Source organism: Streptomyces sp. NPDC048211 (assembly GCF_043202315.1).
Lineage (GTDB): Bacteria > Actinomycetota > Actinomycetes > Streptomycetales > Streptomycetaceae > Streptomyces.
Genome location: NZ_JBIDAD010000001.1, coordinates 592,601 through 617,466, shown reverse-complemented (window position 1 = coordinate 617,466; position 24,866 = coordinate 592,601). Strand labels below are relative to the sequence as shown.

31 protein-coding genes are annotated in these 24,866 nt (G+C 70.5%); 10 read left to right on the top strand and 21 right to left on the bottom strand.

What is annotated here, in order from left to right:
• The first annotated feature begins 19 nt into the window (after positions 1 to 19).
• Positions 20 to 523, top strand: a complete 504-nt coding sequence (locus ACGFZA_RS02915; protein WP_385281807.1) for a DinB family protein — start codon at positions 20 to 22, stop codon at positions 521 to 523.
• 3 nt (positions 524 to 526) lie between these two features.
• Here ACGFZA_RS02915 and ACGFZA_RS02910 read toward each other — a convergent pair whose 3' ends face one another.
• Both ACGFZA_RS02910 and ACGFZA_RS02905 read right to left on the bottom strand, forming a co-directional pair.
• A complete protein-coding gene (locus tag ACGFZA_RS02910) occupies positions 527 to 1,465 on the bottom strand; it encodes a YihY/virulence factor BrkB family protein (RefSeq protein ID WP_385281809.1) in 939 nt (312 codons plus the stop codon).
• Between the two features lie 169 nt (positions 1,466 to 1,634).
• Entirely contained in the window at positions 1,635 to 2,498 is an 864-nt protein-coding gene (locus ACGFZA_RS02905; protein WP_393676735.1) for a helix-turn-helix transcriptional regulator, read from the bottom strand.
• Between the two features lie 163 nt (positions 2,499 to 2,661).
• Here ACGFZA_RS02905 and ACGFZA_RS02900 point away from each other — a divergent pair, with 163 nt between their 5' ends.
• The 5 genes from ACGFZA_RS02900 to ACGFZA_RS02880 all read left to right on the top strand — a co-directional run bounded on the left by ACGFZA_RS02900 (position 2,662) and on the right by ACGFZA_RS02880 (position 5,688).
• A complete protein-coding gene (locus ACGFZA_RS02900) occupies positions 2,662 to 3,717 on the top strand; it encodes an aldo/keto reductase (protein ID WP_393676733.1) in 1,056 nt (351 codons plus the stop codon).
• A gap of 35 nt (positions 3,718 to 3,752) precedes the next feature.
• On the top strand, positions 3,753 to 4,055 hold the full coding sequence (locus ACGFZA_RS02895) for a putative quinol monooxygenase (protein WP_385281819.1): 303 nt from the start codon (positions 3,753 to 3,755) through the stop codon (positions 4,053 to 4,055).
• A gap of 114 nt (positions 4,056 to 4,169) precedes the next feature.
• The gene (locus ACGFZA_RS02890; protein ID WP_393676731.1) at positions 4,170 to 4,922 is read left to right on the top strand and encodes a hypothetical protein; all 753 of its coding nucleotides are present in this window, start codon (positions 4,170 to 4,172) and stop codon (positions 4,920 to 4,922) included.
• A 62-nt stretch (positions 4,923 to 4,984) separates the two neighbouring features.
• Entirely contained in the window at positions 4,985 to 5,389 is a 405-nt protein-coding gene (locus ACGFZA_RS02885; RefSeq protein ID WP_393676729.1) for a hypothetical protein, read from the top strand.
• A complete protein-coding gene (locus tag ACGFZA_RS02880; protein ID WP_385281828.1) occupies positions 5,386 to 5,688 on the top strand; it encodes a hypothetical protein in 303 nt (100 codons plus the stop codon). The genes ACGFZA_RS02885 and ACGFZA_RS02880 overlap by 4 nt, the downstream gene beginning before the upstream one ends.
• 80 nt (positions 5,689 to 5,768) lie before the next feature.
• Here the strand turns inward: ACGFZA_RS02880 and ACGFZA_RS02875 are convergent, their stop codons facing one another.
• Positions 5,769 to 6,791, bottom strand: a complete 1,023-nt coding sequence (locus ACGFZA_RS02875) for a hypothetical protein (protein WP_393676726.1) — start codon at positions 6,789 to 6,791, stop codon at positions 5,769 to 5,771.
• Between the two features lie 118 nt (positions 6,792 to 6,909).
• Between ACGFZA_RS02875 and ACGFZA_RS02870 the strand changes: the two genes are divergently transcribed.
• Positions 6,910 to 7,641, top strand: coding sequence for a TetR/AcrR family transcriptional regulator (locus ACGFZA_RS02870; RefSeq protein ID WP_393676724.1), 732 nt, complete (start codon positions 6,910 to 6,912; stop codon positions 7,639 to 7,641).
• Between the two features lie 43 nt (positions 7,642 to 7,684).
• Positions 7,685 to 8,341, top strand: a complete 657-nt coding sequence (locus ACGFZA_RS02865) for a hypothetical protein (RefSeq protein WP_393676722.1) — start codon at positions 7,685 to 7,687, stop codon at positions 8,339 to 8,341.
• An 81-nt stretch (positions 8,342 to 8,422) separates the two neighbouring features.
• Here the strand turns inward: ACGFZA_RS02865 and ACGFZA_RS02860 are convergent, their stop codons facing one another.
• From ACGFZA_RS02860 to ACGFZA_RS02850, 3 genes are all read right to left on the bottom strand, one after another.
• Positions 8,423 to 9,214 (bottom strand): GPP34 family phosphoprotein, encoded by a 792-nt coding sequence (locus ACGFZA_RS02860; RefSeq protein WP_393676720.1) that lies wholly within the window; start codon positions 9,212 to 9,214, stop codon positions 8,423 to 8,425.
• 73 nt (positions 9,215 to 9,287) lie between these two features.
• Entirely contained in the window at positions 9,288 to 9,791 is a 504-nt protein-coding gene (locus ACGFZA_RS02855) for a GNAT family N-acetyltransferase (protein ID WP_393676718.1), read from the bottom strand.
• Positions 9,792 to 11,052: 1,261 nt separating this feature from the next.
• The gene (locus tag ACGFZA_RS02850) at positions 11,053 to 11,592 is read right to left on the bottom strand and encodes an ATP-binding protein (protein ID WP_385281842.1); all 540 of its coding nucleotides are present in this window, start codon (positions 11,590 to 11,592) and stop codon (positions 11,053 to 11,055) included.
• A 311-nt stretch (positions 11,593 to 11,903) separates the two neighbouring features.
• Here ACGFZA_RS02850 and ACGFZA_RS02845 point away from each other — a divergent pair, with 311 nt between their 5' ends.
• Positions 11,904 to 12,755, top strand: coding sequence for a helix-turn-helix domain-containing protein (locus tag ACGFZA_RS02845; RefSeq protein WP_393676716.1), 852 nt, complete (start codon positions 11,904 to 11,906; stop codon positions 12,753 to 12,755).
• 11 nt (positions 12,756 to 12,766) lie between these two features.
• Positions 12,767 to 12,958, top strand: coding sequence for a hypothetical protein (locus tag ACGFZA_RS02840; protein WP_393676714.1), 192 nt, complete (start codon positions 12,767 to 12,769; stop codon positions 12,956 to 12,958).
• Positions 12,959 to 13,021: 63 nt separating this feature from the next.
• Here ACGFZA_RS02840 and ACGFZA_RS02835 read toward each other — a convergent pair whose 3' ends face one another.
• From ACGFZA_RS02835 to cpaB, 15 genes are all read right to left on the bottom strand, one after another.
• Complete coding sequence (locus ACGFZA_RS02835; protein ID WP_393676712.1) at positions 13,022 to 13,231, bottom strand: hypothetical protein; 210 nt, start codon at positions 13,229 to 13,231, stop codon at positions 13,022 to 13,024.
• Entirely contained in the window at positions 13,228 to 13,575 is a 348-nt protein-coding gene (locus tag ACGFZA_RS02830; RefSeq protein ID WP_385281853.1) for a hypothetical protein, read from the bottom strand. Before ACGFZA_RS02830 ends, ACGFZA_RS02835 begins: the two co-directional genes overlap by 4 nt.
• A gap of 192 nt (positions 13,576 to 13,767) precedes the next feature.
• Positions 13,768 to 14,412, bottom strand: coding sequence for an OmpA family protein (locus ACGFZA_RS02825; RefSeq protein ID WP_385281856.1), 645 nt, complete (start codon positions 14,410 to 14,412; stop codon positions 13,768 to 13,770).
• A complete protein-coding gene (locus ACGFZA_RS02820; RefSeq protein ID WP_385281859.1) occupies positions 14,412 to 15,005 on the bottom strand; it encodes a hypothetical protein in 594 nt (197 codons plus the stop codon). Before ACGFZA_RS02820 ends, ACGFZA_RS02825 begins: the two co-directional genes overlap by 1 nt.
• Before the next feature lie 29 nt (positions 15,006 to 15,034).
• Positions 15,035 to 15,628: a pilus assembly protein TadG-related protein gene (locus tag ACGFZA_RS02815; protein WP_385281862.1), complete on the bottom strand. Its 594-nt coding sequence runs from the start codon at positions 15,626 to 15,628 to the stop codon at positions 15,035 to 15,037.
• A gap of 8 nt (positions 15,629 to 15,636) precedes the next feature.
• Positions 15,637 to 15,870, bottom strand: a complete 234-nt coding sequence (locus ACGFZA_RS02810; protein ID WP_385281865.1) for a hypothetical protein — start codon at positions 15,868 to 15,870, stop codon at positions 15,637 to 15,639.
• A gap of 203 nt (positions 15,871 to 16,073) precedes the next feature.
• Positions 16,074 to 17,156: a response regulator gene (locus ACGFZA_RS02805; protein WP_393676707.1), complete on the bottom strand. Its 1,083-nt coding sequence runs from the start codon at positions 17,154 to 17,156 to the stop codon at positions 16,074 to 16,076.
• A gap of 66 nt (positions 17,157 to 17,222) precedes the next feature.
• Positions 17,223 to 18,593, bottom strand: coding sequence for a sensor histidine kinase (locus tag ACGFZA_RS02800; RefSeq protein ID WP_385281871.1), 1,371 nt, complete (start codon positions 18,591 to 18,593; stop codon positions 17,223 to 17,225).
• 53 nt (positions 18,594 to 18,646) lie between these two features.
• Positions 18,647 to 19,534 carry a DUF5936 domain-containing protein gene (locus ACGFZA_RS02795; protein WP_393676705.1) on the bottom strand — a complete coding sequence of 296 codons (888 nt, stop codon included), beginning with the start codon at positions 19,532 to 19,534 and terminating at the stop codon, positions 18,647 to 18,649.
• 28 nt (positions 19,535 to 19,562) lie between these two features.
• Complete coding sequence (locus ACGFZA_RS02790; protein WP_385281877.1) at positions 19,563 to 20,501, bottom strand: type II secretion system F family protein; 939 nt, start codon at positions 20,499 to 20,501, stop codon at positions 19,563 to 19,565.
• A gap of 62 nt (positions 20,502 to 20,563) precedes the next feature.
• Positions 20,564 to 21,904: a CpaF family protein gene (locus ACGFZA_RS02785; protein ID WP_393676702.1), complete on the bottom strand. Its 1,341-nt coding sequence runs from the start codon at positions 21,902 to 21,904 to the stop codon at positions 20,564 to 20,566.
• A gap of 36 nt (positions 21,905 to 21,940) precedes the next feature.
• The gene (locus ACGFZA_RS02780; protein ID WP_385281883.1) at positions 21,941 to 22,297 is read right to left on the bottom strand and encodes a TadE family protein; all 357 of its coding nucleotides are present in this window, start codon (positions 22,295 to 22,297) and stop codon (positions 21,941 to 21,943) included.
• A 41-nt stretch (positions 22,298 to 22,338) separates the two neighbouring features.
• Entirely contained in the window at positions 22,339 to 22,800 is a 462-nt protein-coding gene (locus ACGFZA_RS02775) for a TadE/TadG family type IV pilus assembly protein (RefSeq protein WP_385281886.1), read from the bottom strand.
• A gap of 61 nt (positions 22,801 to 22,861) precedes the next feature.
• Positions 22,862 to 24,109, bottom strand: coding sequence for a CpaE family protein (locus ACGFZA_RS02770; RefSeq protein WP_393676699.1), 1,248 nt, complete (start codon positions 24,107 to 24,109; stop codon positions 22,862 to 22,864).
• A 7-nt stretch (positions 24,110 to 24,116) separates the two neighbouring features.
• Entirely contained in the window at positions 24,117 to 24,827 is a 711-nt protein-coding gene (cpaB, locus tag ACGFZA_RS02765) for a Flp pilus assembly protein CpaB (RefSeq protein WP_385281891.1), read from the bottom strand.
• Between the last annotated feature and the right edge of the window lie 39 nt (positions 24,828 to 24,866).

The following is a 24,866-nucleotide window of genomic DNA, read 5'->3' as shown; positions in this document are numbered from 1 at the left end:
CCGAGCATCGTGTACGCCGATGACACGCACCGATTCGCCTCCCGCATGGGACGAGCGCACCCAGCTGACCACCTTCCTCGACTACACCCGTGCCACCGCCGTGGCCAAGTGCGACGGCCTCTCGCAGGAGGACGCGGTCAAGGCGCCGCTCCCGGGCTCTCCTCTGATGACACTCGCGGGTGTCGTCAACCACCTGCGCTGGGTCGAGTACTTCTGGTTCGAGGTCCAGTTCCTCGGCGGACAGGACGAGGGCCCGTGGACGGACGAGGACCCCGACCGCGAGATGCGCATCGCCGTCGACATGCCGCTGGCCGATGTGCTGGCGGAGTACGAGGCGCAGTGCGCCCGCTACCGCGAGCTCGTCGCGGCCCATGACCTGGACACCCCGGCCAAGCGGCCGCGCCGGGACGGGAAGTTCCCCGATCTGCGCTGGATCGTGCTGCACCTGATCGAGGAGACGGCCCGGCACAACGGCCACATCGACATCATCCGGGAGATCGTCGACGGCACCACGGGCGACTGAGCCCTACGGAGCGCTGCGCCGCGCCCGGTCCAGCTCGACGTTGAACTGGGCGCCGGTCAGCAGCGCCAGGTTGGTGAACCACACCCAGATCAGGAACACCACCAGCCCGGCCAGCGAGCCGTACAGCCTGCTGTAGGACCCGATGTACGTCGCGTACAGCGCGAACCCCGCCGAGGCCACCAGCCACAGCAGCGCCGCCAGCACCCCGCCCGGCAGCCCCTGCCGCGTACCGCGCGCGGAGGCCGGTCCGGTCCGGAAGAGGACCACGATCAGGCAGGCGACCAGGCAGAGCAGCGCCGGCCACTTCAGCACCGCCCACACCGCGTCCTCCAGATGCGCGAGCCCCACCCGGCGCCCGAGCCAGCGGGCCAGCGGCCCCGAGAGCACGAGGGCGAACGCGCTGGTCATCAGGAGGAGCAGCAGCCCGGTCGCGGACACGACGATGATGTGGGCCTTGCGCAGGGCGGGCCGGGTGTCCGGCACGCCGTGCATCGCGTGCAGCGCCCGCCGGAACACGGCCAGATAGCTGGACGCGGACCAGACCGCGCTGACGGTCCCCGTCGCGACCAGCAGCCACACCGCGGTGCGCTGCTGGGTGGCGGCCTCCAGCGGCTGCCGCAGCGCCGCACCGGACTCCGCCGGGGCGAAGGCGGTGACGTCGGCGATCAGGGCGTGCGTGGCGTCGGGATTGGCCAGCCCGATGACGGACACCGTCACCAGGAGTGCGGGGAGCAGCGCGAGGATGGCGTAGTACGTGAGAGCCGCCGCCCAGTCCGAGAGGTCGTCGTTCCACAGGGAGACGGGCGTCCGGCGCAGCGCGACGGCCCAGCTCCGCGGCGTCCCGGGGCTGCCGGGGTGCCCGGTCTCCGGACGTCTCGTCTCGGGGCGGCTGTCCGTGCGGGGTGATGCCCCGGCGGCGGTACCGCTGGTCTTGCTGAACACGGATGAGGCTCCGGGGATGTAGGAGGTTCGGCACGGTCGGTTACCTCGCGCGCAATGCCGTGGGACGCCGTGTACTGCCCATCCTCTTCTGCTCCCGTTCCCGCCCGGTACACCCGATTCCTCCAGATGGCGGGCGCGGGTGACACGCGAAGGGCCGGCCGGCCCGCTCTCACCCCACCTGCAGACTCTCCCGTGCCCAGGCCGCCAGCAGCCGCAGAGCGGTCTCGGAGGCGGAACCCTCCTCCACCGTGTACGCGATCAGCGCCTGGTCCGGGTCGTCGGGCAGTCGCAGCGTCTCGAATCCGAGGTCGAGGCGGCCCACGACGGGATGGAGGTACGCGTACTGCCCGTGGGTCTTGTCCTTGAGCCGGTGCTCGGCCCAGACTTCCCGGAACTCCGGGCTTCCTGAGCTGAGTTCGTCGATCAGCTCGGCCGTCGCGGGGTCGCCGGGGTGGCGGGCGGCGTCGAGACGGAGGTAGGCGACGACGTCGGCCGCCTTGCCCCGCCAGTCCGCGTACAGGCTGCGCATCCCCTCGTCCTGGAACACCAGCCGGGCCTTGTTCCGCTGCCGTGGCGGGAGCGCGCCGAAGTCCGTGATCAGGGCGGCGGCGAGGCCGTTCCAGGCCAGCACGTCGGTGTTCCTGCCGACGATGTACGCCGGCACGTCACCGGCGGAGTCCAGGAGCCGGCGCAGCCCCGGGCGCACCTGCTGCGGCCCGGGTGCCGCTGCGTCCTGCCCGGGGCCCGGCCAGGGGCGGGCCAGCCGGTGCAGATGCGCGCGCTCGACGGCGTCCAGCCGCAGCGCACGGGCGACAGCGTCCAGTACGGCCTCGGAGAAGTGGAGCGTACGTCCCTGCTCCAGCCGGACGTAGTGGTCCACGCTCACGCCGGCCAGCCGCGCCAGCTCCTCCCTGCGCAGTCCCGGTACGCGCCTGCGGCCCCCGTAGTCCGGCAGCCCCAGCTCCTCGGGATGCAGCCGGGCCCTGCGGGAACGGAGGAACTCGCCCAGTTCTGCGCGTCGGTCCAGTGCCATGGGCCCAGTATTCCTTTCCTGCCAGCGGAGTTCGCCCCCCTAGCCTGGTCATCCCGTGCCCAGGCACGGGAAGGCCCTGGGTGGCCCGGTCCCGGGCGGTCAGGGTGGGAGCACGACGAGGCGACCGGCCCCGTCCACCCACCCGTGAGGAACGCAGACCGTCATGACCTCCACACCCCTCCCCGGCGCCGCGCTGGGCAGCACCGGGATGCACATCTCCCGTCTCGGCTTCGGCTCGTGGGCAGTCGCCGGATCCGGCTGGCAGTTCGGCTGGGGCGCCACCGACGACGCCGAGTCGATCGCGGCGATCCGTCACGCCGTCGGCTCCGGCGTCAACTGGATCGACACCGCCGCCGTGTACGGCCTCGGCCACGCCGAGGAGCTGATCGGCAAGGCCCTGGCCGGCCTTCCGGAGACCGAACGCCCTTATGTCTTCACCAAGGCCGGGCTCGTCTGGGACCCCGCCGATCCCCTGGCCTCTCCGCGCCGCGTCATGAAGCCCGCGAGTGTGCGCCGCGAGGTGGAGGACTCCCTGCGCCGGCTCGGGACCGACCACATCGACCTGTATCAGGTGCACTGGCCGGACACCGGCGAGTCCCTGGAGTACGCGGGGGACGGATCCGGAGCCGTGTCTCCCGACGCCACGCCGCTGGAGGAGTACTGGCAGGTCATGGCCGATCTGAAGGCGTCGGGGAAGGTGCGGGCCATCGGCCTGTCCAACCACTCCCCCGAACAGCTGGAAGCCGCCGAACGCCTCGCGCACGTCGACGTGATCCAGCCGCCGTTCTCCGCGGTCAACCGCTCGGCAGCCGAGGCGATCGCCTGGGCCCGGGCACACGACACCGGCGTCATCGTCTACTCGCCGCTCCAGTCCGGGCTGCTGACCGGCGCCTTCTCGGCAGCGCGGGTGGCCGCCCTGCCCTCGGACGACTGGCGCACCGCCCATCACGACTTCACCACGGGCCTGCCGGCCAATCTCCGGCTCGCCGAGGGCCTGCGCCCGGTGGCGGCCCGGCACGGCGCGACGGTCGCGGAGACCGCTCTCGCCTGGGCGCTCGCCTGGCCGGGCATCACGGGCGCGATCGTGGGCGCCCGTACCGCCGCCCAGGTCGACGGCTGGTCGGGCGCGGGTTCCGTGGAGCTGACCCCGTCCGACCTGGACGAGATCGCCGCCGTCATCACCGCATCGGGCGCGGGCGCGGGCCCCGTCCGTCCGTGAACTCCCCCGACCGACTTCCCGAGGAGCCCCTCACCATGTCCCTAGTCGTCATCGCCGAATGCCTGGCAGCCCCCGGCCGGGAGGACCGGCTGCGCACCGCCCTGGAAGCCATGATCGAACCGTCCATGGAGGAGGCGGGCTGTCTCGCGTACCGCCCCTATGCCGACCCCAACCGCCCCGCCCGCATGGTGATCGTGGAGGAGTGGACGGACGCCGGGGCCCTGGCCGAGCACTTCACGACGGCCCACTTCCACCATGTGAAGCAGGTCCTGGACCTGGTCCTCGCCGAACCGATGACGATCCGGCGGCTGACCGCGGTGCCGGACGCCACGGACTGACCGTGACCCCACCGGCCGGGCCCGTGCCTGAGTCGGCGGTCGGCGGTCGGCGGTCGGCGGTCGGCGGTCGGCGGTCGGCGGTCGGCGGTCGGCGGTCGGCGGATACTGGCTCCGATGGCTTCCGACCGCGCGACGCGCCTTCCCCGACTCGCCCGTACGCTCACCGAACGGTTCGCCCTGGACGACCACCAACAGCCGCACCGGCACGGGGCGGTCGAGGCCGAGTGGTCCGATTCCGTCCGCGCGTGGACGCTCGCGTGGGCGGACGGGCCGACCGTCGCGCAGGTGCGGGCGGCCTGCCGGGAGGCCGATCCGGAGGCGAGCGACGGCCTCCGGTACGTGCGCACGCTCTCGGAGGACGCCGTCGCGCTCGGCGTCGTGCGTCTGACGGTCGCCCCGGCCGACGGCACGGGCCGGCGCCCGCTCGTCCGGCCGGCCGATGTGGACGCGCTGTTCCGGGACGAGCCGTTCCCGATGCCGCGCACGGAGCGGGAGCGCGATCTGGTGTACGCCATCGTCTACGAGATCCATGACGCCCACCGGAGCAACTCGGCCCGACCTGAGGAGATCTGCGATGTCGTCAACCGGGCCGGCCTCGCGATATTCCTGCGCCGGTTCGGAGCCGGGGCGGCCCCCGTCGAGGTCCTGACGGCCCACTACGCGGCGACGCACGCCCACCCCGCGTGGCGTCACCGGCTGGCCCCGATGGACGCGGACGTGCTGGTCCGGGCGGTCCGGGCGGACCCGAGGGCGTCGGCGGAGCTCATCACCGCCGCCCTCGCCCTCCTGCCCGGCCTGCCCGCCGAGTTCGACGGGGCAGCCGACGAGCTCCGGGCCCGTCGTGCGCGTACAGCCCCTCCGGCGTAGCCCCGGCACCCGCCGCCCACGGCCCGCCGCCCGTTGTCACACCCTGGTCGTACGCTCACGTCATGAGCGTCTCCCTCTACTACAACGCCCACCGTGCGACCCCGCTGACCGAGGCCGAGTCCGCCTCCGTCGAGCGTGTCGTCGCCGCGCACACGGCGACGTTCCCGTACGACGAGGAGGAGAGCCTGTACGTGTACGACGGGGCTTCCTCCGAGCCGTCGGAGATCATCACCGGGTCCACCAAGATGCCCTTCGATCCGGGCCGGCTGATGCCCGTGATCGCCCATGTGCTGGACTCCGTCACGGAGTTGCGCCGCGCTCTGCCGGACGCGCGGTGGCGCGTGCACATGGACGATCTCGACGTCCCGTGGGACGAGGCCGAGGGGTACGCCCTGCCCGGGATGCGCGACGCGGACCTCATCGCGGAGCTCGCGGCGGCCGGCGGCGAGGACGTGGCGGAGCGATGAGCGACGTGCCTGCCGGAACGGGGACTGCTCCGGACGCCCCGCAGCCGACGCCGGAGCAGCGGCTGCTCATCGAGTTCGGCGAGGCGCTGTACCACCGCGTCTCACCGGACGCCCGTCTCGGCCATGTGCTGCTGCCCGAGGACGACGCCGTCGCCGTCGTGCATCAGGTGCGCGGCGGCGGGACGGTCCTCGTGGGGGCCGACCGGTCGGTGCTCTTCTCCGGATCGGCGCGCGACATCAATGCCGCCCTGACCGACTTCCGGGCGGGAGTGCGCACACCCGTGGAGCGGTTCGGGTAGGGGCGGCCGGCGGCGGCGTGACCTGCTCGCGGTCGCGGCCGGACGGGCGCTCGGTGCTCCCGTGGAGGCCGTCCGGAAGGTCAGTGGTCCCGGTAGTGAGCGGCGACGGCGGTGAACGCGGCCTTGGGTTCCCACGGCATACCGGGGTACACGGTGCCCTGCCGGTCCTCGAAGACCTTGACGATGCCGTAGCTCGCCCGGTCCAGGTCGTCGCGGGGGTCGCCGTCGGGGCGGTGCACATGGTCGTACAGCGCGAAGGTGAAGACGAAGGCGCTGTCGATGCCCCCGGCCTCGAAGGCGGCCAGCAGTTCGCGCAGATACGCGGCCTGACCGGCCTCGTCGCGCGCGTAGACCCCGTCCAGCCGGACCGGCCTGCCCTCCTCGTCGTACTCGACGATCTCCAGACCACGCGCGCCCCGGTCGCCCGCGCCGAGGTAGCCGGCGGCGCCGAACTCGGTGACGGCGACCGGCTTTCCGTGCGCGACGAGGTCGCGCACGCCTGCGGCGAAGCCGTCGGCGGCCTCGGCCGACCGGTAGAGGTCGAGGGACATGATGTCGAAGGGCGTCCAGTCGACGCGTTCGAGCGGTACGGCCGCGTACGTCACCCGGCCGCCGAAGCGCTCCCGTACGAGCGCCGCGGCCCGGCCGAGGAACTCGTTGACACGTACCCCTGCCTCGCCGATGACCTCGCGCACCCGGTCCGGACCGCTCAGCAGGGCGACCCGCTCGTCCGTGCTGTCGCCGGGCAGGAACCCCTTGTTCATCAGGCTCAGTTCGGCGCCGGTGACGAACACGACCTCGGCGCCCCGCAGCCTGAGCCGCTCCGCACGCTCGGCGCAGTCGGCGAACAGGTCCAGCATCTCGTCCGTCGTCAGTTCGAGGGGATAGGGCGAGAACCACACCTCCAGTCCGAGGTCGGCGGCGCAGGAGGCCGCGAACTCCACCCGCTCCGGGTCCCCTCCCATCACGCGGACCGCGTTGCAGTGCAGGTCGTCCCGGATGACGCGCAGCTCCCGGCGCACCGTCTCGGGGTCGGCGTGCTCACGCGAGGTCACCCCGTCCCTGACGAATCCGGTGTCGTAGCTGATGCCTCTGGCGCGCATGTGTCGTCTCCCCTCCCGGCATGAACATTTAGGGTACGGAACGTACCCTACTTTCCGCCTGCCAGGGACGGCCGTCACAATGGGAAGGCACGAGCGGTACCGATCACGGGAGGGCGTCATGGCGGGTGACGCGAAGGAACGGCCCGGCACCGGGCAGACCCGGCGGCGCGGAGCCGTCCTGGAGGAGGCGATCCTGCGCGCCGCCGCGGACGAGCTCACCGCATCGGGATACGCCGGGCTGACCATGGACAAGGTCGCCGCCCGCGCGGGCACGAACAAGAACGCCCTCTACCGGCGCTGGCCCAACCGCCTCGCGCTCGGCATCGCCGCGTACCGCCGACTGGCCACGACCGTCCAGCCGCCCGACACCGGCACCCTGCGCGGCGACGCCCTGGAACTGCTGCGCCGGGCCAACCGCACCTGGAGCTCGCCCTTCGGCGCGATCCTGCGTGAGCTGCTCTCCGCAGCCGGAGGGGCCTCCGAGCTGCTGGCGCAGTTGCAGGACCAGTCCGGTGACGCGGCGGCCGCCCCCTGGCTGACGGTCCTCGGCCGTGCGGTCGCGCGCGGCGAGGCACCCCCCGAAGCGCTCCACCCCCGCGTTGCCACCGTGGCGATGGTCCTGCTGCGCAACGAGTTCGTCGTCCGCGGAGCCCCCACCGCCCCCGACGACGTCCTCGTGGAGATCGTCGACGAGGTGTACCTGCCGCTGGTACGGCGGCGCAACCCCGAGCCGGACCGGGCACCGGGATGTACACCCGGCCGCCCCGGGCCGCCGGCACACCGGGCCTCCGAAGGGCCGGACCGACAGCCCGGGAATATCGGCTCGGACCGGGCCGCGGGCAGCGCTTAGGGTGGGGCGGCAGGCAACGGTCGGGGGACACGTGGAACAACGGGTGCGCATCCACAAGGTGAGGCTGGGCAGCAACGAGATCCGGGTCGTCCGCCCCGCCCCGATTCCGGCCCGGCTGGCGCTGCGCGACGAGGGCCACTGGCTGTCGATGCACGCCGATCGCGGGGGCGCCGAACAACTCGTCGCGCTGTGGTCCCTGGCCGCCCGGTCCGCCCACTCGCTGGTGCACCTGCCGATCCGGGCCAACGCGGCCCCGAACGGAGTCGTGAGCGAGGGCCTCCCGACCTCGCTGGACCTGGTCCTGCTCCATCACAGCCTCCAGTTCCCCACGGGTTCGTGGAAGGAGGTACGGGCACGGCTCGGCACCGGCGCACCACAGGTCGCGGAGACTCCGCACGACGACTTCCGCGACGAGAGCGCCACCGCCTCTCAGCGGCGGCTCCACGCCGCACACCGGGACCATCTCCGCTTCGACATCGCCGCGCACACCCTCTTCGTCGTGGGCAGTTCCACCGCGTTCCGCGAGCACGGCGCAACCCTGCGCGGTCTCGTCGAGGAGGCCCCCTCACACATGCACCGCCGCCGGAACGCCGGTCACTGCTGCGCCGAGCTCAGCGCCGGTCCGTGGTCCCGGCCGCGGACGCGCCGGAACGTGCCGACTCTGCTGCACGTCCAGTACTGCGCCGACTGGCACGCCTGACGACGGAGAGTCCCGTCCACCGCGAGCCGGGCCTGATCCTCACGGGAGGGCCTGATTCGCCGCAGGACCCCCGGCACCGGGTCACCAGCCCCCGTGCCCGCCTCCCCCGTGGTGACCGGTGCCGTCCGACCAGTTGCCCGGGTCGGCGGAGTGGCCGAGACCGTGGCCTCCGGTGGTGAAGTCCGCGTAGAGGTCGCCGAGTTCGTCCTGGAGTTGCCGGGTGAGTCCGTCGGCTCCGGCGACCAGCGCCGCCGCGAGCTCCTCGTCGGCGGCCGGACCCGCTCCTCCGGCGCCGGGGGCGAGGTGCCCGCCCGCGGCAAGGGCGGCCAGACGGCGGCGGCCGAGGGTGCCGCGCACACCCGGGTGGACGGCTGAAGCGAGGCCGGCGGCCTGGACGAGGGCGGCGAGGGTCAGGTCGCGCTCTCCCGGGGAACCGTCCGGTCCGGAACGCACCACCGCAGCCAGGCGGTCCAGCACCTCCCGGCGGCGCGACCGGTCGACGAGGACGATGTCGTGGCGCGTGCGGCCACCGGCCTCCCGCCACCGCCGGACCCGGACCGTCTTCCGGTCCTCCAGCCGCGAGAGGTACTCGACGGTGAGGGAGCGCGGCGTCCGGCGCAGCCACTCCCCGAGACCGGGCGGAGGATGGGCGGAGGCCAGACCGCGCAGGACGTTGTTCAGGCGCCGTTCATCGACGGGCCGGGGGTCGGTCACCTCGATCCGACGGGGCCCGACGACGATCCGGCCCGCGCGGCCCAGGTCCGCCAACTCCGCTGCTCGCAAGGCGAATCGGAGCCGGTCCGCGTCCCTGATCCGGACGCGTCGCCGGTACGGCACCAATGCGATCAGGAGCAGTTCGTCCGCCGTGGTCATACGGGCCAGGGTAGGGACACATACGCCGGAGGGACCGCCTCCGGAGGCAGATGCCTCCCCACGTCGGGGAGCGCTACACCGCCCCCGCAGTGTCGATGGTGAACGCCACCCGGTCGAGGCCCGGGCCGTCGTAGTCCGGCTTCACGGCGGAGGCCGTGAAGCCCAGCCGGGTGTGGAAGGCCTGCGACGCGGTGTTCTCCGGGCTGGTGATGCAGTGCACGTGGTGACGCCCGTGCGACCGGGCGAGCGCGAAGAAGGACCGGTAGAGGGCACGCCCGACACCTTGCCCGTGCAGCACCGGGTCGACGCCGACGAAGTGCACGTAGGCGGCGTCGGGCTCCGTCTGCGACAGGAAGCCGACCAGGAAGGCGGCAATCCCGCCGTCGCCGCGTTCGACGACGAAGCTGGTGGTGGTGAAGTGCTGGAAGTACAGCCGGGGCAGCAGCAACGCGCGTTCGGTGGCCCCTGCCTCCCCCTTGAGTCCGCCCCACCACGCGTCGAGGACGGTGAGCACGCGGGAATGGTCCTCTTCGGCAAGATGCCGGGCGGTCAGGCCGGCCGGAAGCTCATCGATCATGCGTACAGTCTGTCATCCGCGTGAGGCACACAGGGGCGAACGGATGAGCGGCGACTCACGAGTCGCGCACGACAAGTAAGCGACGCCTGAGCCCGGTTACGCATCCCGCCTCGGCGTCCACCGCGCCTCCCGGGCGCCTCCATTGCGTAGAGCACTTGACGCCACAAGGACGGCGCCCGCACCCAGGCCGTACGGCGCCCGCCATGCGCCACTAGGCCCGCACTCGCCGGATTCACCCGGTTGACGCTCGTCGCTGACGGCTTGTCCACAGGCGGGTGCGCCTCCGTGTCCGTTGAGGAATCGTGGCTCCATGACCACAGCAGGCACCACCCCCCCTTCCCCGAAGCCGTCGGCATCCCGACGGGCCGAGGCCGTACCGGACCTGCCGTCCCTGGCGCCCGGAGGCGTGCTCTTCACCGCCCGAGCCCTCGAAGCCGGATGGACACGGAGGCAGCTTCACCATCGGCTGCGGCAAGGGCGGTGGCAGCCGATCGCCCACGGCGCCTGGGGCTCCGGGGCGCCGGGTCGACTGGTTCACCCGCGCCTGGGCCGTACAGACCCTCCAGCCGAACCTCGTGTGCAGCCACCGCACCGCAGCGGCTCTGCACCGACTCGAACTCCTTCACGGCCCCGCCAGGGAAGCGGACGCCGTGGCCGAGTTCACCGACCCGCGCCCCGGCCCGTACCGGAGCCGCCCCGGTACCCGTATCCACCGCTCCGCCCTCGCGCCCGCCGACCGAGCCGTGCGACGGGGGCTCCGCGTCACGTCCCCGGCCCGCACGGTCGGCGACCTGATGCGCCACCTCCCTCGCGACGAAGCGGTCGCGGTCGCGGACTCCGCCCTCTCCGCCCGCCGGGTACACGGCGTCCGTCGCCCTCCGGTCCTCTCCCTCCGTACGCTCCACGCCGAACTCGCACGCCACCGTCGCGGCGCCCCCCGCGCCCGCGCGCTCCTCGACCCCGCCTCCGCTTCCCCTGCCGAAACGGTCACCCGCCTCCTCTTCCACGACGCCGGTCTCCGCCCCGAGACCCAGGCACTCCTGCGCACCCCGAACGGCCGCCCCCTCCGCCGAACGGCGTCGCCACCGAGACGATGCCCCCGCCCGGCCGCACCGTCGAGACCGGGGCGGCGGCGCCCGCCGCGGTCAGCGGGACCGGGTTGGGGCAGGGTGTCGACCGGGCGCAGGCGTGGCCGGCGGCCCCGAGAGCCGTGCGACAGGGAGCACGGGGCACGCGGGGCACGCGGGGCACGCGGGGCACGTCAACGAGGGAGCAGGGCCCAGGACTTGGTGCCGCGCTGCGGCTCCGGCGCTTCGCACATGCCCCACTCGCCTCCCCAGTCGTCCACGACCGCCGCGAGCAGCCAGAGCGCACGTCGGCGGCGCGCCTCGCAGAGGGCGGTGAGGTCCGCTTCGGTGTGGTGCGGGTGCTGGTCCCACACGAGGAGGCGGACGGCGTCGTCGCGGTGGCGCAGCGACACGTAGAGCTCCCGGCCGGGGCTCATCCGCGCGGTGACCGAGACGAGTTCGGTGACCGCGTACGTCACGGGCCAGACGTACGGGTCGAGTCCATGCGCCTCCAGCGCGGCGGCGGTTGCCGTACGGGCGATGCGGGCGCTTCGGATGTCACCGGGGAGGGTGAAGCTCAGGGCGAGCCCGGGGGTGGTGCGCCCCGAGCCGCTCTTCGGGCGGAGATAGGGCTGCGGTGGGCGGGGACTGCCGGAGTGCGCGTACCTATCCGGAAAGGGCATCCGCGTCCCGGCGACGGCCGGGCAGAGCGCGGCGAGCGGAGATGAGTGCATGGCTGACTCCCCGTCATGGGTGGCGAGTTGGCGGTGTCTCTCTTCCTCGTGGGTGCGCACGGATGGCTCTCGCGTTTCGGACGACGAACAGTGGCCTGTCTCCCTGACGCGGACCCGCCCCTCCCAGGGAAGGAGGCTGCGGGCAGGGCCGTGCGATGCACTTCTTGCTCGGCTGTGCGTGAGCGGTGTGTTACTTAATGTAGTGGACGAAGGGTCATATTGGCCACCTCGTCACGGAAATGTGCCCCTTGCGTGGTTCAAGGAGGCTGCGGCACGGCAGACTTCGCAGCGAAGGACACGGAAGGACTGGCATGGCATCGCGAATCGCGCCGACCGAACGTCAGAAGCGTCTGGGGCGCGAGCTCCGCAAGATGCGCCTGACCGCTGGAGTTTCCGCCCAGGCCGCCGCAGGCATTCTCGGGGTCGACCGATCCCGGCTCTCCAACATCGAGCAGGGCATCAGAGCCATCAGCGAGGAGCGCCTGCTCGCGCTGGCGCACGCATGCGCGTGCCAGGATCAGGCGTTTGTCGCGGCTCTGGCCCGGATGACGAGACCGACGGAGCGGGGCTGGTGGGAGCGGTACCGGGACTCCCTGCCGGCCGGGCTGCTCGACATCTCGGAGCTTGAGGCCGGGGCGCTGGGGATGCGCACCGCACATTCGGTCCACATCCCGGGCATCCTCCAGACCAGTGAGCACGCCCTGGCCGTCTTCCGTGTGGTCGTTCCCGCACTCCCGGAACACGAAGCGGCCCTGCGGCTCGCCCATCGCGTGGAGCGGCAGCAGGTCCTGAAGGGCGCCGCACCGCCCAGGTACACGGGCGTCATCCATGAAGCCGCTCTCCGCATGCAGTTCGGTGGGCGCACGGTAGCTCGTGCGCAGCTTGAGCACCTGCTGGCCGCTTCCGAGAGCCCTCACATCAGGCTGCGCGTCATCCCCTTCGAAGCGGGGGCGTTCCCCGGTGCGGGGCAGACGGTCAATTACGCGGAAGGGCCTGTGCCTCAGCTCGACACCGTTCAGGTCGACAGTACGCATGGCCCCGAATTCCTCCACGAGGAGGCACAGTTGAGCAAGTATCGTTCGCACCTCGACTGGATGGAACGCCTCGCGCTCCCGGAGGACGAGTCGCGGGACTTCATCCATGGCATCGCACGCCACCTCTGAGGGGAGTCACCATGCGGGACGTCACGTGGGAAGCACCATTCTGCGGCGAAGGTGCCAGCTGCTACCGCCTCGGGACCGACAGCGAGGGCAACAGCTACATAGCCGTCGCGGGTGCCGAGGACCACCACCTCACCGACAGCCGCGAAGCGCTCCAGCAGATGATCCGCGACATCAAGGCCGGCAAGGCGGACCACCTGCTGTGACAACGAGACACCCGGCACCGCACATGCCCCAGCGGGTCGCGGTGCCTGGCGCGGGGTGTCGGATCAGAGGTCCTGCACGTCCGGGTGGTACGAGGTGTCGACCCAGAAGCCGTCGGTGGACCCGCCCTTGATCTCCCGTACGTACTGCCCCGCCATCAGCGGCGCGACGCCTCCCCCGATGTCCCAGGCGTAGCGACGGGTCAGCCCCGTCCGGAACGGTGCCGAGAACTCCCGCAGCTCCCAGGTGCCACCGCTCGGCTCCGTTCCGCTCACGATGGGTTCGTCTCGTCGAAGGGTTCGTCGTGCCAGCGCCAGCCGGCGGTGCCGTCGTCGTGGATGTGCAGCATGAACTCGGCGACCGGACTGCCGTCGGGGAATGACATGGTCAGCGCACCGCGGATCTCCTCGTAGCAGCCGTCGAGGCGTTCCCAGTCCTCCTCGTCGGCGGCTCGCTCCTGCTCGGCGAAGACCGGTCGGAATTCTTCGAAGCCAGGAAGGGTCTCGACGTCGGCGTACGTCCAGGGCATGTCCCCGCCGGTCACGGTCAGCCGGGCAATCTCCCGGTCGCCATGGTGGAGCCGCCAGACAGCATCGGTGTGCAGATTCGCGTGGGTCACCGTCCCATGATGGCGGCGACCACTGACAGGCGGAGCACACCGGCCGCCGCCGGTGGTCGCCGATGCCGGACCCGTCCCGCGGGAGGCGCCGGCCGGGCTCCGCGCCCGCCCGCACAGCCTCGCGGCCGGTGCCGTATGCACTTCGCATACGGCACCGGCCGCGAGGTCACGACGTGAAGCAGGAAGGCGGGGTCAGCTCTTCGAGCCCTCCCCGCGCGCGAAGGAGACCTCCACGCGACGGTTCTTCTTGCGGCCGTCTTCCGTCCCGTTGTCGGCGATCGGGTACTGCTCGCCGTAGCCACGGATCTCGTACGAGATGCCGGTGCCGGCCAGGGCCTTGTCCAGGACGTTGTGCACGGCCTCCGCGCGCTGCTTGGAGAGCACGTCGCCGTGGGCGGAGGAACCCAGGTTGTCGGTGAAGCCAAACACCCGGACCTTCCTGGCGTCCTGCTTCTTGATCTCCGCGGCGATCGCGTTGATGCGGCCGTTGGCCGCGGAGCTCAGCTTCGCGCTGTCCTTGCCGAAGAGGACTTCGGCCTGGAGCGCGAACTTGATGTCCGAGTTGGTGTCCTCGCGGCGCTCCTCGCCACCCATGTCCTCGATGACCGACTTGATGTCGAGGATCTTGACGGGGGCAAGGGTGGCCCCTTCGGGGAGCTTGAGATCCGTATCGTTCGCGTCGATCTTGACGGACGGCTCCGCGGATGCCGAGGGATACGGGCTGTCATCCGCGAAAGCCTGCGATACGCCCACGGATCCGAACGAGAGCACACCGACGAGAACCGTGATCGCCATCTGGCCGGACACCCGACGGGTGGTGGTGACGGTGCCGTTCATCAGGAGATCTCAATCGGCGCAGGGGCGAACCCGTGGAACAGGAGGTCGACCTTGCTGGTGGTGTCCGGAGGGGACGGGAACTGAGCGAAGAAGGTGATGGTCTTCCCCGCGTCGAGGAACGCGTTGAAGCCCGTGGTCGTCAATGGACGGTTGTCCGTGTCCCTCAGAACGTAGTAGCGCTTCTTCCCCACCGAGTCGACCAAGGTCATGTCCGCCAGGGATCGGTCCTTGAGCGCAACGGCAACCTCCTTGCCGTTCCATCCGATGGGGATGGTGTAACTCTTACCCGAGTTGTTCTTGAGCTGTCCGGTGACCGTGAGGAACCCACCGCTGTCACGCTTGGCCGAGTTGATGGCCATCTCGATGCCGTCATCGTTCTTGGATGTCACCAGAACGGTGCTCGTGTCCGGGACGGTTTCCCCGCCACCGTTGCCCTTGTCGGACTTGGACGGCGAGGTGGAAGCCTGGGAAGCGGCGTCCTTCGGCTTGTCCCCGTCATCACTGCCGCAGGCGGTCATCGAAAGCGCCAGAACGGCTGCCAGAACGGCAGCCCCCCCGGCACGGCGCAGGGTCCTCACGTGCGGATAGCTCATCGGTCCAGTTCCTTTGCGTTTGATCGTGGTCAGTCTTCGGCCAGGCGAACGTCGAAAAGCAGGGTCATATCCGGCATGGCAGCCAGGCTCTGGGGGCTGACCACCCACACCAGCCCGCTGGCACAGCCGACCGTGCCGATGGACGGCGACGTAATGATCGGGTTCGGGACGAACTTGCAGCCCCGATTGTCGAGAACGGCGAGCGCCTCCGCCTCCGCCCTCTTCCCCTCAGTACCCGGAACGAGGTTCGCACTCATGCGCTTTCTCGACTTCAGCTCGACCTCGTAGCCCCATCGCATGCCGGAAGCAGGCTGGCATCCGACATCGGTGGCATCGTTCCTGGCGGCGAACGCACGCGCCATGGAACAGCCGTCCATCCCGACGTAGGGGGTGTTGAACACCTCGGTGTAGAAGCCCCTGTCCATGACGTGGGCCATCAGGTCCAACTTGAGCAGCCGCCGGGAGTCCTTGGCCGCCGCCAGAGCCGTGGCATCGGCCGCAGTCTGTGCCCCGTTGCGCTTGACATCGGCTTCACCGAACGCAAAGAAGACCAACGCAAGGAAGAGCAGGCCCGTCACCGCTGTGATGTACAGCGGTGCGGCCTGCCCTGCCTCGGACTTCACTCGACGGATCACCCGTTGAGGACCGAGTTGATCTTCTCGGTGAACTTCGCGCCGATGGTCGAGCCGAGGTTCGTCTGCAGCAGCGCCACGACGATGGCCACCACGAGGATCGTGATGCCGACGTACTCGATCGCGCCCTGACCCTTGTCGCTGCGACGCTTGAGCGCGTCCACCGCGGTGTTCTTCCAGCCGTTGATGTAGGTCTGCGTGGCGGCGGCGGCCTTCAGGGTGATGTTCGACATGGTGTTCCCCTCCGAGTTCGGCCGACCGGGAATCGGCCGACGTTGCTGCGTACGTCTTCGTGTCGTTCGCGCTTCCGGCTTCCTCCTGGCCGGTCTCACTTCCGACATGAGAAACGTACGTCGGCGCAACACCCACTCGCATGGGCCTGCGGGCCCAACTCAGGGCCCACTTCGCCAGTTGGGTCTTCGGACCCACCCTGTGCTCAGCCATGCCTCGTCGACCCCCCGGACGACAGGCGGTGCCAGACGGCGATGGCCTCGCCCCGGCTGCCCGCATTCAACTTGGCGAAGATGCGATTGATGTGGTTCTTCACGGTCTTCTGGCTGATGAAGCAGGTGGAGGCGATCTGCTGATTGGTCATGCCCGACGCGATCAGGTCCATCACTTCCACCTCCCGTTCGCTCAGCTCGGCCGGCACTCCCCGAGGGGCCGCAACAGGTAGCCCTGAGGATGAATGTCCCACAGATGATTGCGGAAGCGAAGCCTTTTGCGGGAATCCGCGCGTGTCCAACTCCCGCCCCAAGTCCCCGACCTGGCGACCCGAGCCTCCAGCAAGTCCCAAACGTCCGCGCGTGTCGTGTGCGGGTGCAGACACTTGCCCCTGCGGGGCAACGGGCCGGTAGCCCGGCCCGGCGAAAGCCGTGCCCAGCCCTTCAGGCAACGGCCGGCCGTCCTGGCCCTGCCCGCCGCTCCCTCCCCGTACCGACTCCAGCAAGGCGCTGCTGGCCGAGTACGTGAAGTGGGCCCGTCCCTCCTTCGTGTCGCGGACGGCGGCCACCAGCTCGTCCGCGGTGAACTCGCCGTGCACCAGGTAGCCGCCGGCTCCCAGTCGCAGCGCCTCGTGGACGATCTCGCTCTCCCGGCTGTACGTCATCATCAGCACCGGGGCCAGCCGCACCAGGTGGGGCAGGGCCGAGATGCCGTCGACGCCGGGCATGCGTACGTCCAGCAGCACGACGTCCGGGCGGTGCCGCACCGCCATCTCGTACGCCTGACGGCCGTCACCCGCCTCCGCGACCACGTCGATGTCGTCGCGTCCGTGCAGGAGAACGGTCAGGCCCGCCCGTACGACCGGATTGTCGTCGGCGACGACGACTCTCAGCGCACGGGCCGCAGGCATCGCTTCGGGGCTGGGGAAGGCCGGGAATCCACCGGGGGAATCAGGTGCGGGGACACCGGCTGTGGGGGGCGAACTGAGCGGGCTCGGATGCGAGGACGTGTGCTGCGAGACGTGCGGCTGCTGCGTCCACTGCTCTCCGGAGCTGCGGGAAATCTCGTCCGACATGGCGCGGGCCTCCTCTCTCAAGGATGGGGACTGTGTGTGGGGGGACTCAGGAGCGGTGGTACGGATTCAGTTGTGGGGTCGGACGGGTTGGCCGGGTACCTGCGTGAGCAACGGCGGGTACCCGGGAGGGGCGGAGGACGCGGGTGGTGCCAGGTTCATCGCGGCGAGGGACAGGTCGAGGCGGACCTCGGTACCCCGTTCCGCCTTGCCCCTGCCGATCCGGATGCGGGCGCCGACGGAGGCGGCGCGTTCGACCATGCCGACGAGGCCGAAGTGCCCGGCCTTGCGCAGATCCGCCAGGGAGGTGCCCCGGGGCAGGCCCTCGCCGTCGTCGTACACGCTGATGCGCACCACGTCGCGGACCAGCCCGGCGGAGACCTCCACGTAGTGGGGACGGGCATGGCGCTGGGCGTTCTCCATGGCCTCGGTGGCGATGGTGAGCGCCTGGCGGGCCACGGCGTGCGGAATGGGTGGGACCGGGCTCTCGCCGAGTCGCCGGAAGATGGCCTTGACGCTGTGGCGGCGGTCGAAGTCCGCCGTGCGCGCCGCCAGCTCCTCGACCACGTCCACACCGCCGTCGAGGCCCGACTCCCTGCGCAGGTCCGAGAGGAGTTCCCGGGACTCCGCCGCGGCCCGGCGGGCCGCACGTGCGACGAGGTCCGCCTGGTGCTTGACCGTCAGCGGGTCCATCCGGTCGGCGGTGCTGGCCAGGCCGTCGGCCGCCATGGCCAGGCCGTGCAGCGTCTTGGCCACGGAGTCGTGCATCTCCCGGGCGAGGCGGGCCCGCTCCTCCTCGACCGCGCCGTTCACCGCGAGGCGGGCCCGGGTCTCCGTCAGCGCCTGGGAGGCCGCGCCGAACCCGAGGAGCAGACTCCGCAAGGAACTGCCCACCGCCCCGGCCATGATGCAGAGCCCCACCACGAGGAGCGCCGAGGAATCCGCATCGACCTCTTCGCTGACCCCGTACGCCGCGGCAAGCAGGAGCGCCTGAAGGGCCGCGAAGATGGCGCCGCCCCGCCAGCCGTAGACGAGCCCGGCAAGGAGCGGGGTACAGACCGTCACGTACGAGAGTGTCGATCCGGGTGTCGCCGCGAACAGCAGAAGTGCGCCGAAGAGCATGTCCGCGGCAAGCAGGAGCGGGTGGCGCAGCAGGACCGGCCCGAAGCGCTCCCAGTCGCGCATCAGTACGTACGAGACCATGACGGTGACGAGGACCGCCGCTCCCACCAGCCAGCTGCCCACCTCGTCGTGCACGCTGTCGAGGGCGAAGGGAGTGGCCAGCAAGGTCATCGCAAGCCGGAAGCCGAAGAGCTGACGGCACAGGGCTTGCAGGGCGTTCAGCTGGATCGGCAGGGAGGGGACGTGCCCCGGGGCGCTCTCCGGCGTCTGTGCATCGGGGCCGCCTGTCAGGGCGGAGCCGCTCAGGCGTGTGCCCATCCGGTCCTCTCACCTCCTCGTCGGTTCAGGTCTCTTCCTCATCCGCGTACGGATCAACCGCCGAACACATCCCCGATGTTGACTTGGGACGCGTAGTAGAAGCCGACGACGATCAGAATCATCGTTCCGGGCAGCATGAAGCTGGTGACGATCAGCGTGGCCTTGGGGACCGCCTTCGCCGCCTTGCGCCGCGCGTTCTGGGAGTCGGTCCGACGCATGTCGTTGGCGATCTGGATCAGGGTGTCCACGATCGGAGCACCGAGCTCCTCACCCTGCTGGAGGGCCGAGACGAACATCGACACCTGCTCCGACTCGTTCCGCTTGCGGAGCTGGTCGAAGGCATCGCGCCGGCTCACCCCCATGTCCATCTGGCGCAGGGTGATCCGGAGTTCGTCGGCCCACGGGCCCTGGTACTTCTCCGCGACCCGTTCCAGCGCCTGCCGGAAGCCGAGCCCGGCCGAGACGACCACCGCGAGGACGTCGAGGAAGTCCGGGAGGGTCCGGTCGATGTCCTCCTTGCGGCGCGAGATCGCGGACCTGATGATCACGTCCGTCCAGAAGAGGCCGTAGACGAACAGGATGATGGCCAGGACGAGCTGTCCGTTCATGAGCATGGCCAGGGCCGCGAGCGTCCCGAGGCCGCCGTAGAAGGCGCGGCGGGCCGCGTAGCGGTCGACCGTCATACCGCCGGGGTTGCCGGCCATGTCCAGCTTGCGTCGCACCTTGTCGACGCGCTTGGGGCCCATCATCGACAGGACCCGGGGTGCGTAGCGCATGCCCATGCGGTCGGCCAGGCCGCCCGCGACCGTCGTGCGGGTGGCGCCGACCTCCAGGGCGAGCTCCATGTCGCCGGGGAGCTTGGCCTCGGCGCGGTACATGCGGATGCCGTGGAAGGCTCCGTAGACGGCGAGTCCGAAGACGGCCGCGATCAGAAGGTCCATGATGTCCTCTCCTTGTTGATTCGGGCCGTCAGATCCGGACGCGAGTGAGTCGGCTGATGAGGAAGAAGCCGAGGGCGTAGAGGCCGGCGGCGACGAGGACGGCGATCCGGCCGGGGGTGGAGGCGGTCATGTCGTCCAGCGCGCCCGACCGCATGCTGTTGATGATGAGCAGGAAGCCCAGTCCGAGGACCGGGACGGCGACCGCGGTCACCTTGACCTGGGACAGGAGGGTGGTGACCTCTCGCCGGGTCTCCTTGCGCTCCTCCAGCGTCCCCGTGAGGTTGCGCAGCGAGGAGACGATCGTGCCGCCCGCCCGGTTGGAGAGGATGAGGGTGGAGACCAGCACGGTCAGTTCGCGTGAGGGGAGCCGCTCGACGAGTTCGTTCATCGCGTCGTCGAGCGAGTGGCCGACGGCCAGTCGGTCGGCCACCCGGCGCAGCTCCTCGTGCGCGGGCTCGTCGAGTTCGTCCACCGCCATGCTGATGGCCGTACGGAGCGCCAGGCCGGCCTGGGTGGCGTTGGCGAGGACGCGGGTCAGCTCGGGGAGCTGGTTGATGAACGCCTCGGTGCGCTTGGCGCGCTGGTAGTTGAGGAAGGCGTTGCCTCCCCACAGTCCGATGAGCGCGGCGATGAGTCCGAAGAACGAGGCGAAGATCGAGCCGACGACGAAGTAGAGGCCGAGCAGTGCCGCCACGACGTAGACGGCGTACTCGCCCGGTGTGAGGTCGAGGCCGGTGGCCGCGATCTTGCGTTCGATGCGCTTGCCCAGATTCGTCCTGCGCAGGCGCCGGTCGACGCCCCGGAAGCGGCGGGTGCGGCCGCCGATGGTGAGCTGGCCGGTCTGGGACATCCGGTCGACCAGGATCTGCTGCTGAGCTCTGCCCGAGGTGAACACGTGCACGCCTATGACGGCGAACAGACCGGCGAGGAGCGTCACACCGATCGTCAGGAGCGGAAGATTATCCATGTCGGACGAGGCCTTCTGGGTGAGCGGCGGGGTGGGGACGTGACCGGGTACGGGGACGGGGATCAGGCGGCGGACTTGCGCATGCTCAGCTGCTCCTCCGCCTGGGCGACACCGAAGGCCGCGGGGACGGCCTCACTCGACATGTAGAGGCGTTCGGCCACCCGGCGGGGCAGCGGGTAGTAGTCGAACTTCCCGTAGATGCGGCCGTCCGCCGCCATAGGCTGGGCGTTGAAACGGCAGACCGAGACGATGCGGTAGTCCTCGCGTCCGTGCGAGTCCACGATCGCGATCTCGGTGATCCGGCGGGAGCCGTCGGCGTGCCGGGTCAGCTGGACGATCACGTCGACGGCGCTGTTGATCTGGTCGTGGATCGCCACGAACGGGATCTCGACCTCGGACATGGAGCTCAGCGTCTGCAGACGCATCAACGCGTCCTCGGCGTTGTTGGCGTGGACGGTGGCGAGCGATCCGTCGTGACCGGTGGACATCGCCTGGAGCATGTCGAGCGTCTCGCCGCCTCGGACCTCACCGACGATGATGCGGTCGGGGCGCATACGCAGGGAGTTGCGGACCAGGTCGCGGATGCTGATCTGGCCCTTGCCCTCCACGTTGGAGGGGCGGCTCTCCAGCGTGATCACGTGGGACTGCTGGAGCTGGAGCTCGGCGGAGTCCTCGATCGTGACGATGCGCTCGCCGTTCGGGATGAGCCCGGACAGCGCGTTGAGGAGGGTCGTCTTGCCGGTGCCGGTGGCCCCGGAGACGATCACGTTGAACTTGGCGCGGACGAGTCCGGCGAGGAGCATCAGCATGTGCTCGTCGAGTGAGCCGAGCCCGATCATCTCCTGGAGCGTGAACGCCTTGGGGAAGCGCCGGATGGTGAGGATCGGGCCCTTGAGGGAGAGCGGCGGGATGATCACGTTGACACGCTCGCCCGAGGGGAGTCGCGCGTCGACCATTGGATTCGCCTCGTCGACGCGGCGGTTGACCGTGGAGACGATGCGTTCGATGGTCTGCATCAGCTGTTCGTTGGACGAGAACCGCATCGGGAGCAGCTCCAGGCGCCCTCGCCGCTCCACGTACACCTGCTCGTGTCCGTTGACCATGATCTCGCTGATGGAGGCGTCTTCGAGGAGCGGTTCCAGGATGCCGAGTCCGAGGGATTCGTCGACGACCCGGCGGATGAGCTGCGAGCGCTCCATCTGGGAGAGGACGGGGCCCTCGCGGCTGATGATGTGGCCCAGGACGCGTTCGAGCCGGGCCCGGCGCTCGGCCGCCGCGAGGGCGGACATCTCCGCGAGGTCGATCTCCTCCAGGAGTTTGGCGCGGTAGACCTGGACCAGCCGGCTCTCTTCGCTCAGCCCGCTCGTCGGCTCGGGTCCGGTAATGCGCGCCCGCAGGCTCATGTCCTCAACTCCCTGGTGTGGTGCAGCGGTACTGGATCAGTCGCGCGGCATGGTGGCTTTCTTCGTGACGGACCCGAACTTGAACATCGGCAGGAGAGAGGGGATGCGAACCGTCACCCGCACGGTCACCTCGTTCACACCACCGGAGGGGATGACTGTGGCTCCGTCGGCCAGCCAGTCGCTGAGTGAATCGCGTGCCACCGGCGCTGCGCGCCCCATCTGGTATTTGTCCGAGCCCACGCGCGCCCCGGCCCGGGCGGCCGTGCCGGCCTGCTGGGCCGTGTAGATCGCGATGCCGAGCTGGACCACGGCCAGGGATATGACGAGCAGGAGGGTGAGCACACCCACGTACTCGACTGCCGCCTGGCCGCGCACCCGGTCCGGGCGGGACACAGGGGTGCTTCCTGTACCGGGCTGTCGTGCCCATGGGTGCCTCACCATCCCCACCCGCCCTTCTCCTTCTTGGCCTTGGCGTCGCCCGTCGCGTGCCACGGCACGTTGAACACCCCCGGGAAGATGAGGGGGACCTTGACCTCGACCTTCGCGGTGACCAGGTCGCCGAAACCGGCGCTGCAGCGCACGACGTCGGTCTCCCAGGCGTCGGGCACGTCCTCGCGCACCGCCTGTTCGCACGCCTGGCGGGAGCCGCTCTCGGCGACGGCGGCCGCCCTGACGCCCTTGTCCGCCGCGTTGCCGGCGAGCACCCACGTGTAACAGACCAGTCCGGCCTGCCACATCACGGCCAGCGTCACCAGGATCAACGGCAGCGTGCCGACGAACTCGATCGCCGTCTGGCCCCGGTCGCTCCGGATGCGCCGGCGCCGTTCACCGGGGACGGCTGTCTCAGCCCTCGCGCTGTCCGGTCCGGCCGGCCGGCCCGTTCGTAGAAGATTCATAATTCAACGGTCCTCCTCGGTCTCATCGCTCCACTGGTCGCTTCACCGCGTGCCCGGCCGCTCACTTCGTACGTCCCCGGCGGGCACCGAACGAACCGCGGTCGCCCTTGAACTTCCCCTGCTTGTCCGCGCCTTCGGCGTTCTTCACCAGACCGAGATCCCCCGCGAGCCCCCACAGCGCCTGCTTCACCGTGGATTTGGCCTCCAGGTCCTGCATGCGGCCGGCGTCGACCACCGCCTGGAGTTCCTTGAAGTTCGCGGGGACCACGACCCGTGCCACCTTCGTGGCCGTGATCTTCTCGATCAGGGGTGGCTGGATCTCCGTGTTGCGGGTGTAGCGGTTGACGACCGTGACCGTCTCCTCGGCCTTGCGGACCTGGAGGCGGTCCCAGAGCCGGACCATGCGCTTGGCCGCGCGGACGGTGATCACGTCCGGGGTGGTGACCAGCAGGGTGCGGTCCGCCATCTCGATGGCCGCGGCGTTGGCCGAGTTCATGTGCGTACCGCAGTCGATGACGACGACCTCGAAGCGGTGGCGCAGGGCGCCGATGGTCTGGCGTACGACCCGGTCGCTGACGTCTTCTCCCCGCTCGCCCTCGCCCGGCGCCAGCAGCAGGGCGAGCCCGGTGTCGTGGCTGTAGAGGGCGTCCTGGAGGACGCGGGGCGAGATGTCCTGGATGGTGGAGAGGTCGACGATCGACCGGCGGAACTGCACGTCCAGGTAGGACGCCACGTCCCCGGACTGGAGGTCCAGGTCGGCGAGGGCGACGGTGTGGCCCGACGCCGCGGCCGCGAGGGCGAGCTGCACGGCGACCACCGTCGCGCCGACCCCACCCTTGGCGCCGCTGACGGTGACGACCGTACCGCCGGGGCCGGTGAACATCTCGGCGCCCGCGCCGAGGTGGCGGCGGACCCCGACGGACCAGCCGGCGGCGGCCTGGACGCGCTGGGCCAGCTCCTCGTACGAGAGGGGCAGGCCGACCAGGCCGCGTGCGCCGGAGTCCATGGCCGCCGAGTAGAGGCCCGGACTCATGTCGGCGGTGACGAGTACGACCCCGACCGCGGGGAAGCGCAGGGCCACCTCCCGGATCAGCTCCAGCGCCGGGACCGGACCGATCCGCTCGTGCACCAGCACGACCTCGGGCAGCTCGTCCAGCGACTCGGCGGCGAGCCGGGCCAGCGTGTCGAGCAGGGAGGTCGAGTCGCCGAGCGGCGCCGCCGGCTCCGCGTCGGGGAGCTGGCTGAGCAGCGTGGTGATGGACCGGGCGGCGTCGGCGTCGCCGACAGCCGGGAGGATTCGTGTGCTCATCCGGTCCTCACTTGTTCTTGTCTTCGTCGAGGTTGTAACTGCCCTCGCCGGGACGCAGGGTGGTCGGGCTGTCGTCGGGCAGCAGGGCGAGGCGTACGTGCTCCGCGAAGGACTCCGCGTAGGCGACGCGCTGCGCGTCGGTGGTGTCCAGGGCGAAGGTGATCGGCACGGCCTCGGTGGGGCCGCCGCGGTCGTCGCCCTTCGGGTCGAGCGAGGTCAGCTGGCCGACGTCGAGCACCTTGGCGTTGGGGACGATCACCCGGGAGGTGGGCTTGTCCTTGTCGGTCTGGCCCTCGAAGGTCGCGTAGATGTTGACCAGGTTGCCCGGCCGGATCTTTCCGGCGACGCCGGTCGCGGCGTCGATCATGATGGCTATCTCCTGCTGGCCGTTCTCCAGCTTGGGGCGCTTGACGAGCATGTCGTCCTGGAGCAGGGAGCCCTTGCGGAGGTTGGTGACGGCGATCTTGCCGTTCAGCACCGAGAGGTCGGTGACCGCGTTCTTGGACAGCCAGCGCTTCGGCATCTTGACCTTCTCGAACTGCCCCGGATCCAGCGGCCGGTAGGGGGCTATATCCGATTTCACCTGGTAGGCAGTCACCTCCGGACCGACCTTCGAGTTCACATCACTGATCACCGAGAGCACACCGGCGAACGCACCGAAGGCGCAGAGGACCGAGAGGAGAAGAAGGATGACGCCGCGGCGTTGCCGTGAGTTCATGAGCGGAGCAACCTCGTTGGGAGACGTGGGCCGATGAGC

Excerpts from the sequence above, each read along its gene's own strand:
- ACGFZA_RS02915 (WP_385281807.1), top strand. The coding sequence starts at position 20 with ATGACACGCACCGATTCGCCTCCCGCATGGGACGAGCGCACCCAGCTG.
- ACGFZA_RS02905 (WP_393676735.1), bottom strand. The coding sequence starts at position 2,498 with ATGGCACTGGACCGACGCGCAGAACTGGGCGAGTTCCTCCGTTCCCGC.
- ACGFZA_RS02900 (WP_393676733.1), top strand. The coding sequence starts at position 2,662 with ATGACCTCCACACCCCTCCCCGGCGCCGCGCTGGGCAGCACCGGGATG.
- ACGFZA_RS02895 (WP_385281819.1), top strand. The coding sequence starts at position 3,753 with ATGTCCCTAGTCGTCATCGCCGAATGCCTGGCAGCCCCCGGCCGGGAG.
- ACGFZA_RS02890 (WP_393676731.1), top strand. The coding sequence starts at position 4,170 with ATGGCTTCCGACCGCGCGACGCGCCTTCCCCGACTCGCCCGTACGCTC.
- ACGFZA_RS02885 (WP_393676729.1), top strand. The coding sequence starts at position 4,985 with ATGAGCGTCTCCCTCTACTACAACGCCCACCGTGCGACCCCGCTGACC.
- ACGFZA_RS02880 (WP_385281828.1), top strand. The coding sequence starts at position 5,386 with ATGAGCGACGTGCCTGCCGGAACGGGGACTGCTCCGGACGCCCCGCAG.
- ACGFZA_RS02875 (WP_393676726.1), bottom strand. The coding sequence starts at position 6,791 with ATGCGCGCCAGAGGCATCAGCTACGACACCGGATTCGTCAGGGACGGG.
- ACGFZA_RS02870 (WP_393676724.1), top strand. The coding sequence starts at position 6,910 with ATGGCGGGTGACGCGAAGGAACGGCCCGGCACCGGGCAGACCCGGCGG.
- ACGFZA_RS02860 (WP_393676720.1), bottom strand. The coding sequence starts at position 9,214 with ATGACCACGGCGGACGAACTGCTCCTGATCGCATTGGTGCCGTACCGG.
- ACGFZA_RS02855 (WP_393676718.1), bottom strand. The coding sequence starts at position 9,791 with ATGATCGATGAGCTTCCGGCCGGCCTGACCGCCCGGCATCTTGCCGAA.
- ACGFZA_RS02850 (WP_385281842.1), bottom strand. The coding sequence starts at position 11,592 with ATGCACTCATCTCCGCTCGCCGCGCTCTGCCCGGCCGTCGCCGGGACG.
- ACGFZA_RS02845 (WP_393676716.1), top strand. The coding sequence starts at position 11,904 with ATGGCATCGCGAATCGCGCCGACCGAACGTCAGAAGCGTCTGGGGCGC.
- ACGFZA_RS02840 (WP_393676714.1), top strand. The coding sequence starts at position 12,767 with ATGCGGGACGTCACGTGGGAAGCACCATTCTGCGGCGAAGGTGCCAGC.
- ACGFZA_RS02825 (WP_385281856.1), bottom strand. The coding sequence starts at position 14,412 with ATGAACGGCACCGTCACCACCACCCGTCGGGTGTCCGGCCAGATGGCG.
- ACGFZA_RS02820 (WP_385281859.1), bottom strand. The coding sequence starts at position 15,005 with ATGAGCTATCCGCACGTGAGGACCCTGCGCCGTGCCGGGGGGGCTGCC.
- ACGFZA_RS02810 (WP_385281865.1), bottom strand. The coding sequence starts at position 15,870 with ATGTCGAACATCACCCTGAAGGCCGCCGCCGCCACGCAGACCTACATC.
- ACGFZA_RS02805 (WP_393676707.1), bottom strand. The coding sequence starts at position 17,156 with ATGTCGGACGAGATTTCCCGCAGCTCCGGAGAGCAGTGGACGCAGCAG.
- ACGFZA_RS02800 (WP_385281871.1), bottom strand. The coding sequence starts at position 18,593 with ATGGGCACACGCCTGAGCGGCTCCGCCCTGACAGGCGGCCCCGATGCA.
- ACGFZA_RS02795 (WP_393676705.1), bottom strand. The coding sequence starts at position 19,534 with ATGGACCTTCTGATCGCGGCCGTCTTCGGACTCGCCGTCTACGGAGCC.
- ACGFZA_RS02790 (WP_385281877.1), bottom strand. The coding sequence starts at position 20,501 with ATGGATAATCTTCCGCTCCTGACGATCGGTGTGACGCTCCTCGCCGGT.
- ACGFZA_RS02785 (WP_393676702.1), bottom strand. The coding sequence starts at position 21,904 with ATGAGCCTGCGGGCGCGCATTACCGGACCCGAGCCGACGAGCGGGCTG.
- ACGFZA_RS02775 (WP_385281886.1), bottom strand. The coding sequence starts at position 22,800 with ATGAATCTTCTACGAACGGGCCGGCCGGCCGGACCGGACAGCGCGAGG.
- ACGFZA_RS02770 (WP_393676699.1), bottom strand. The coding sequence starts at position 24,109 with ATGAGCACACGAATCCTCCCGGCTGTCGGCGACGCCGACGCCGCCCGG.
- cpaB (WP_385281891.1), bottom strand. The coding sequence starts at position 24,827 with ATGAACTCACGGCAACGCCGCGGCGTCATCCTTCTTCTCCTCTCGGTC.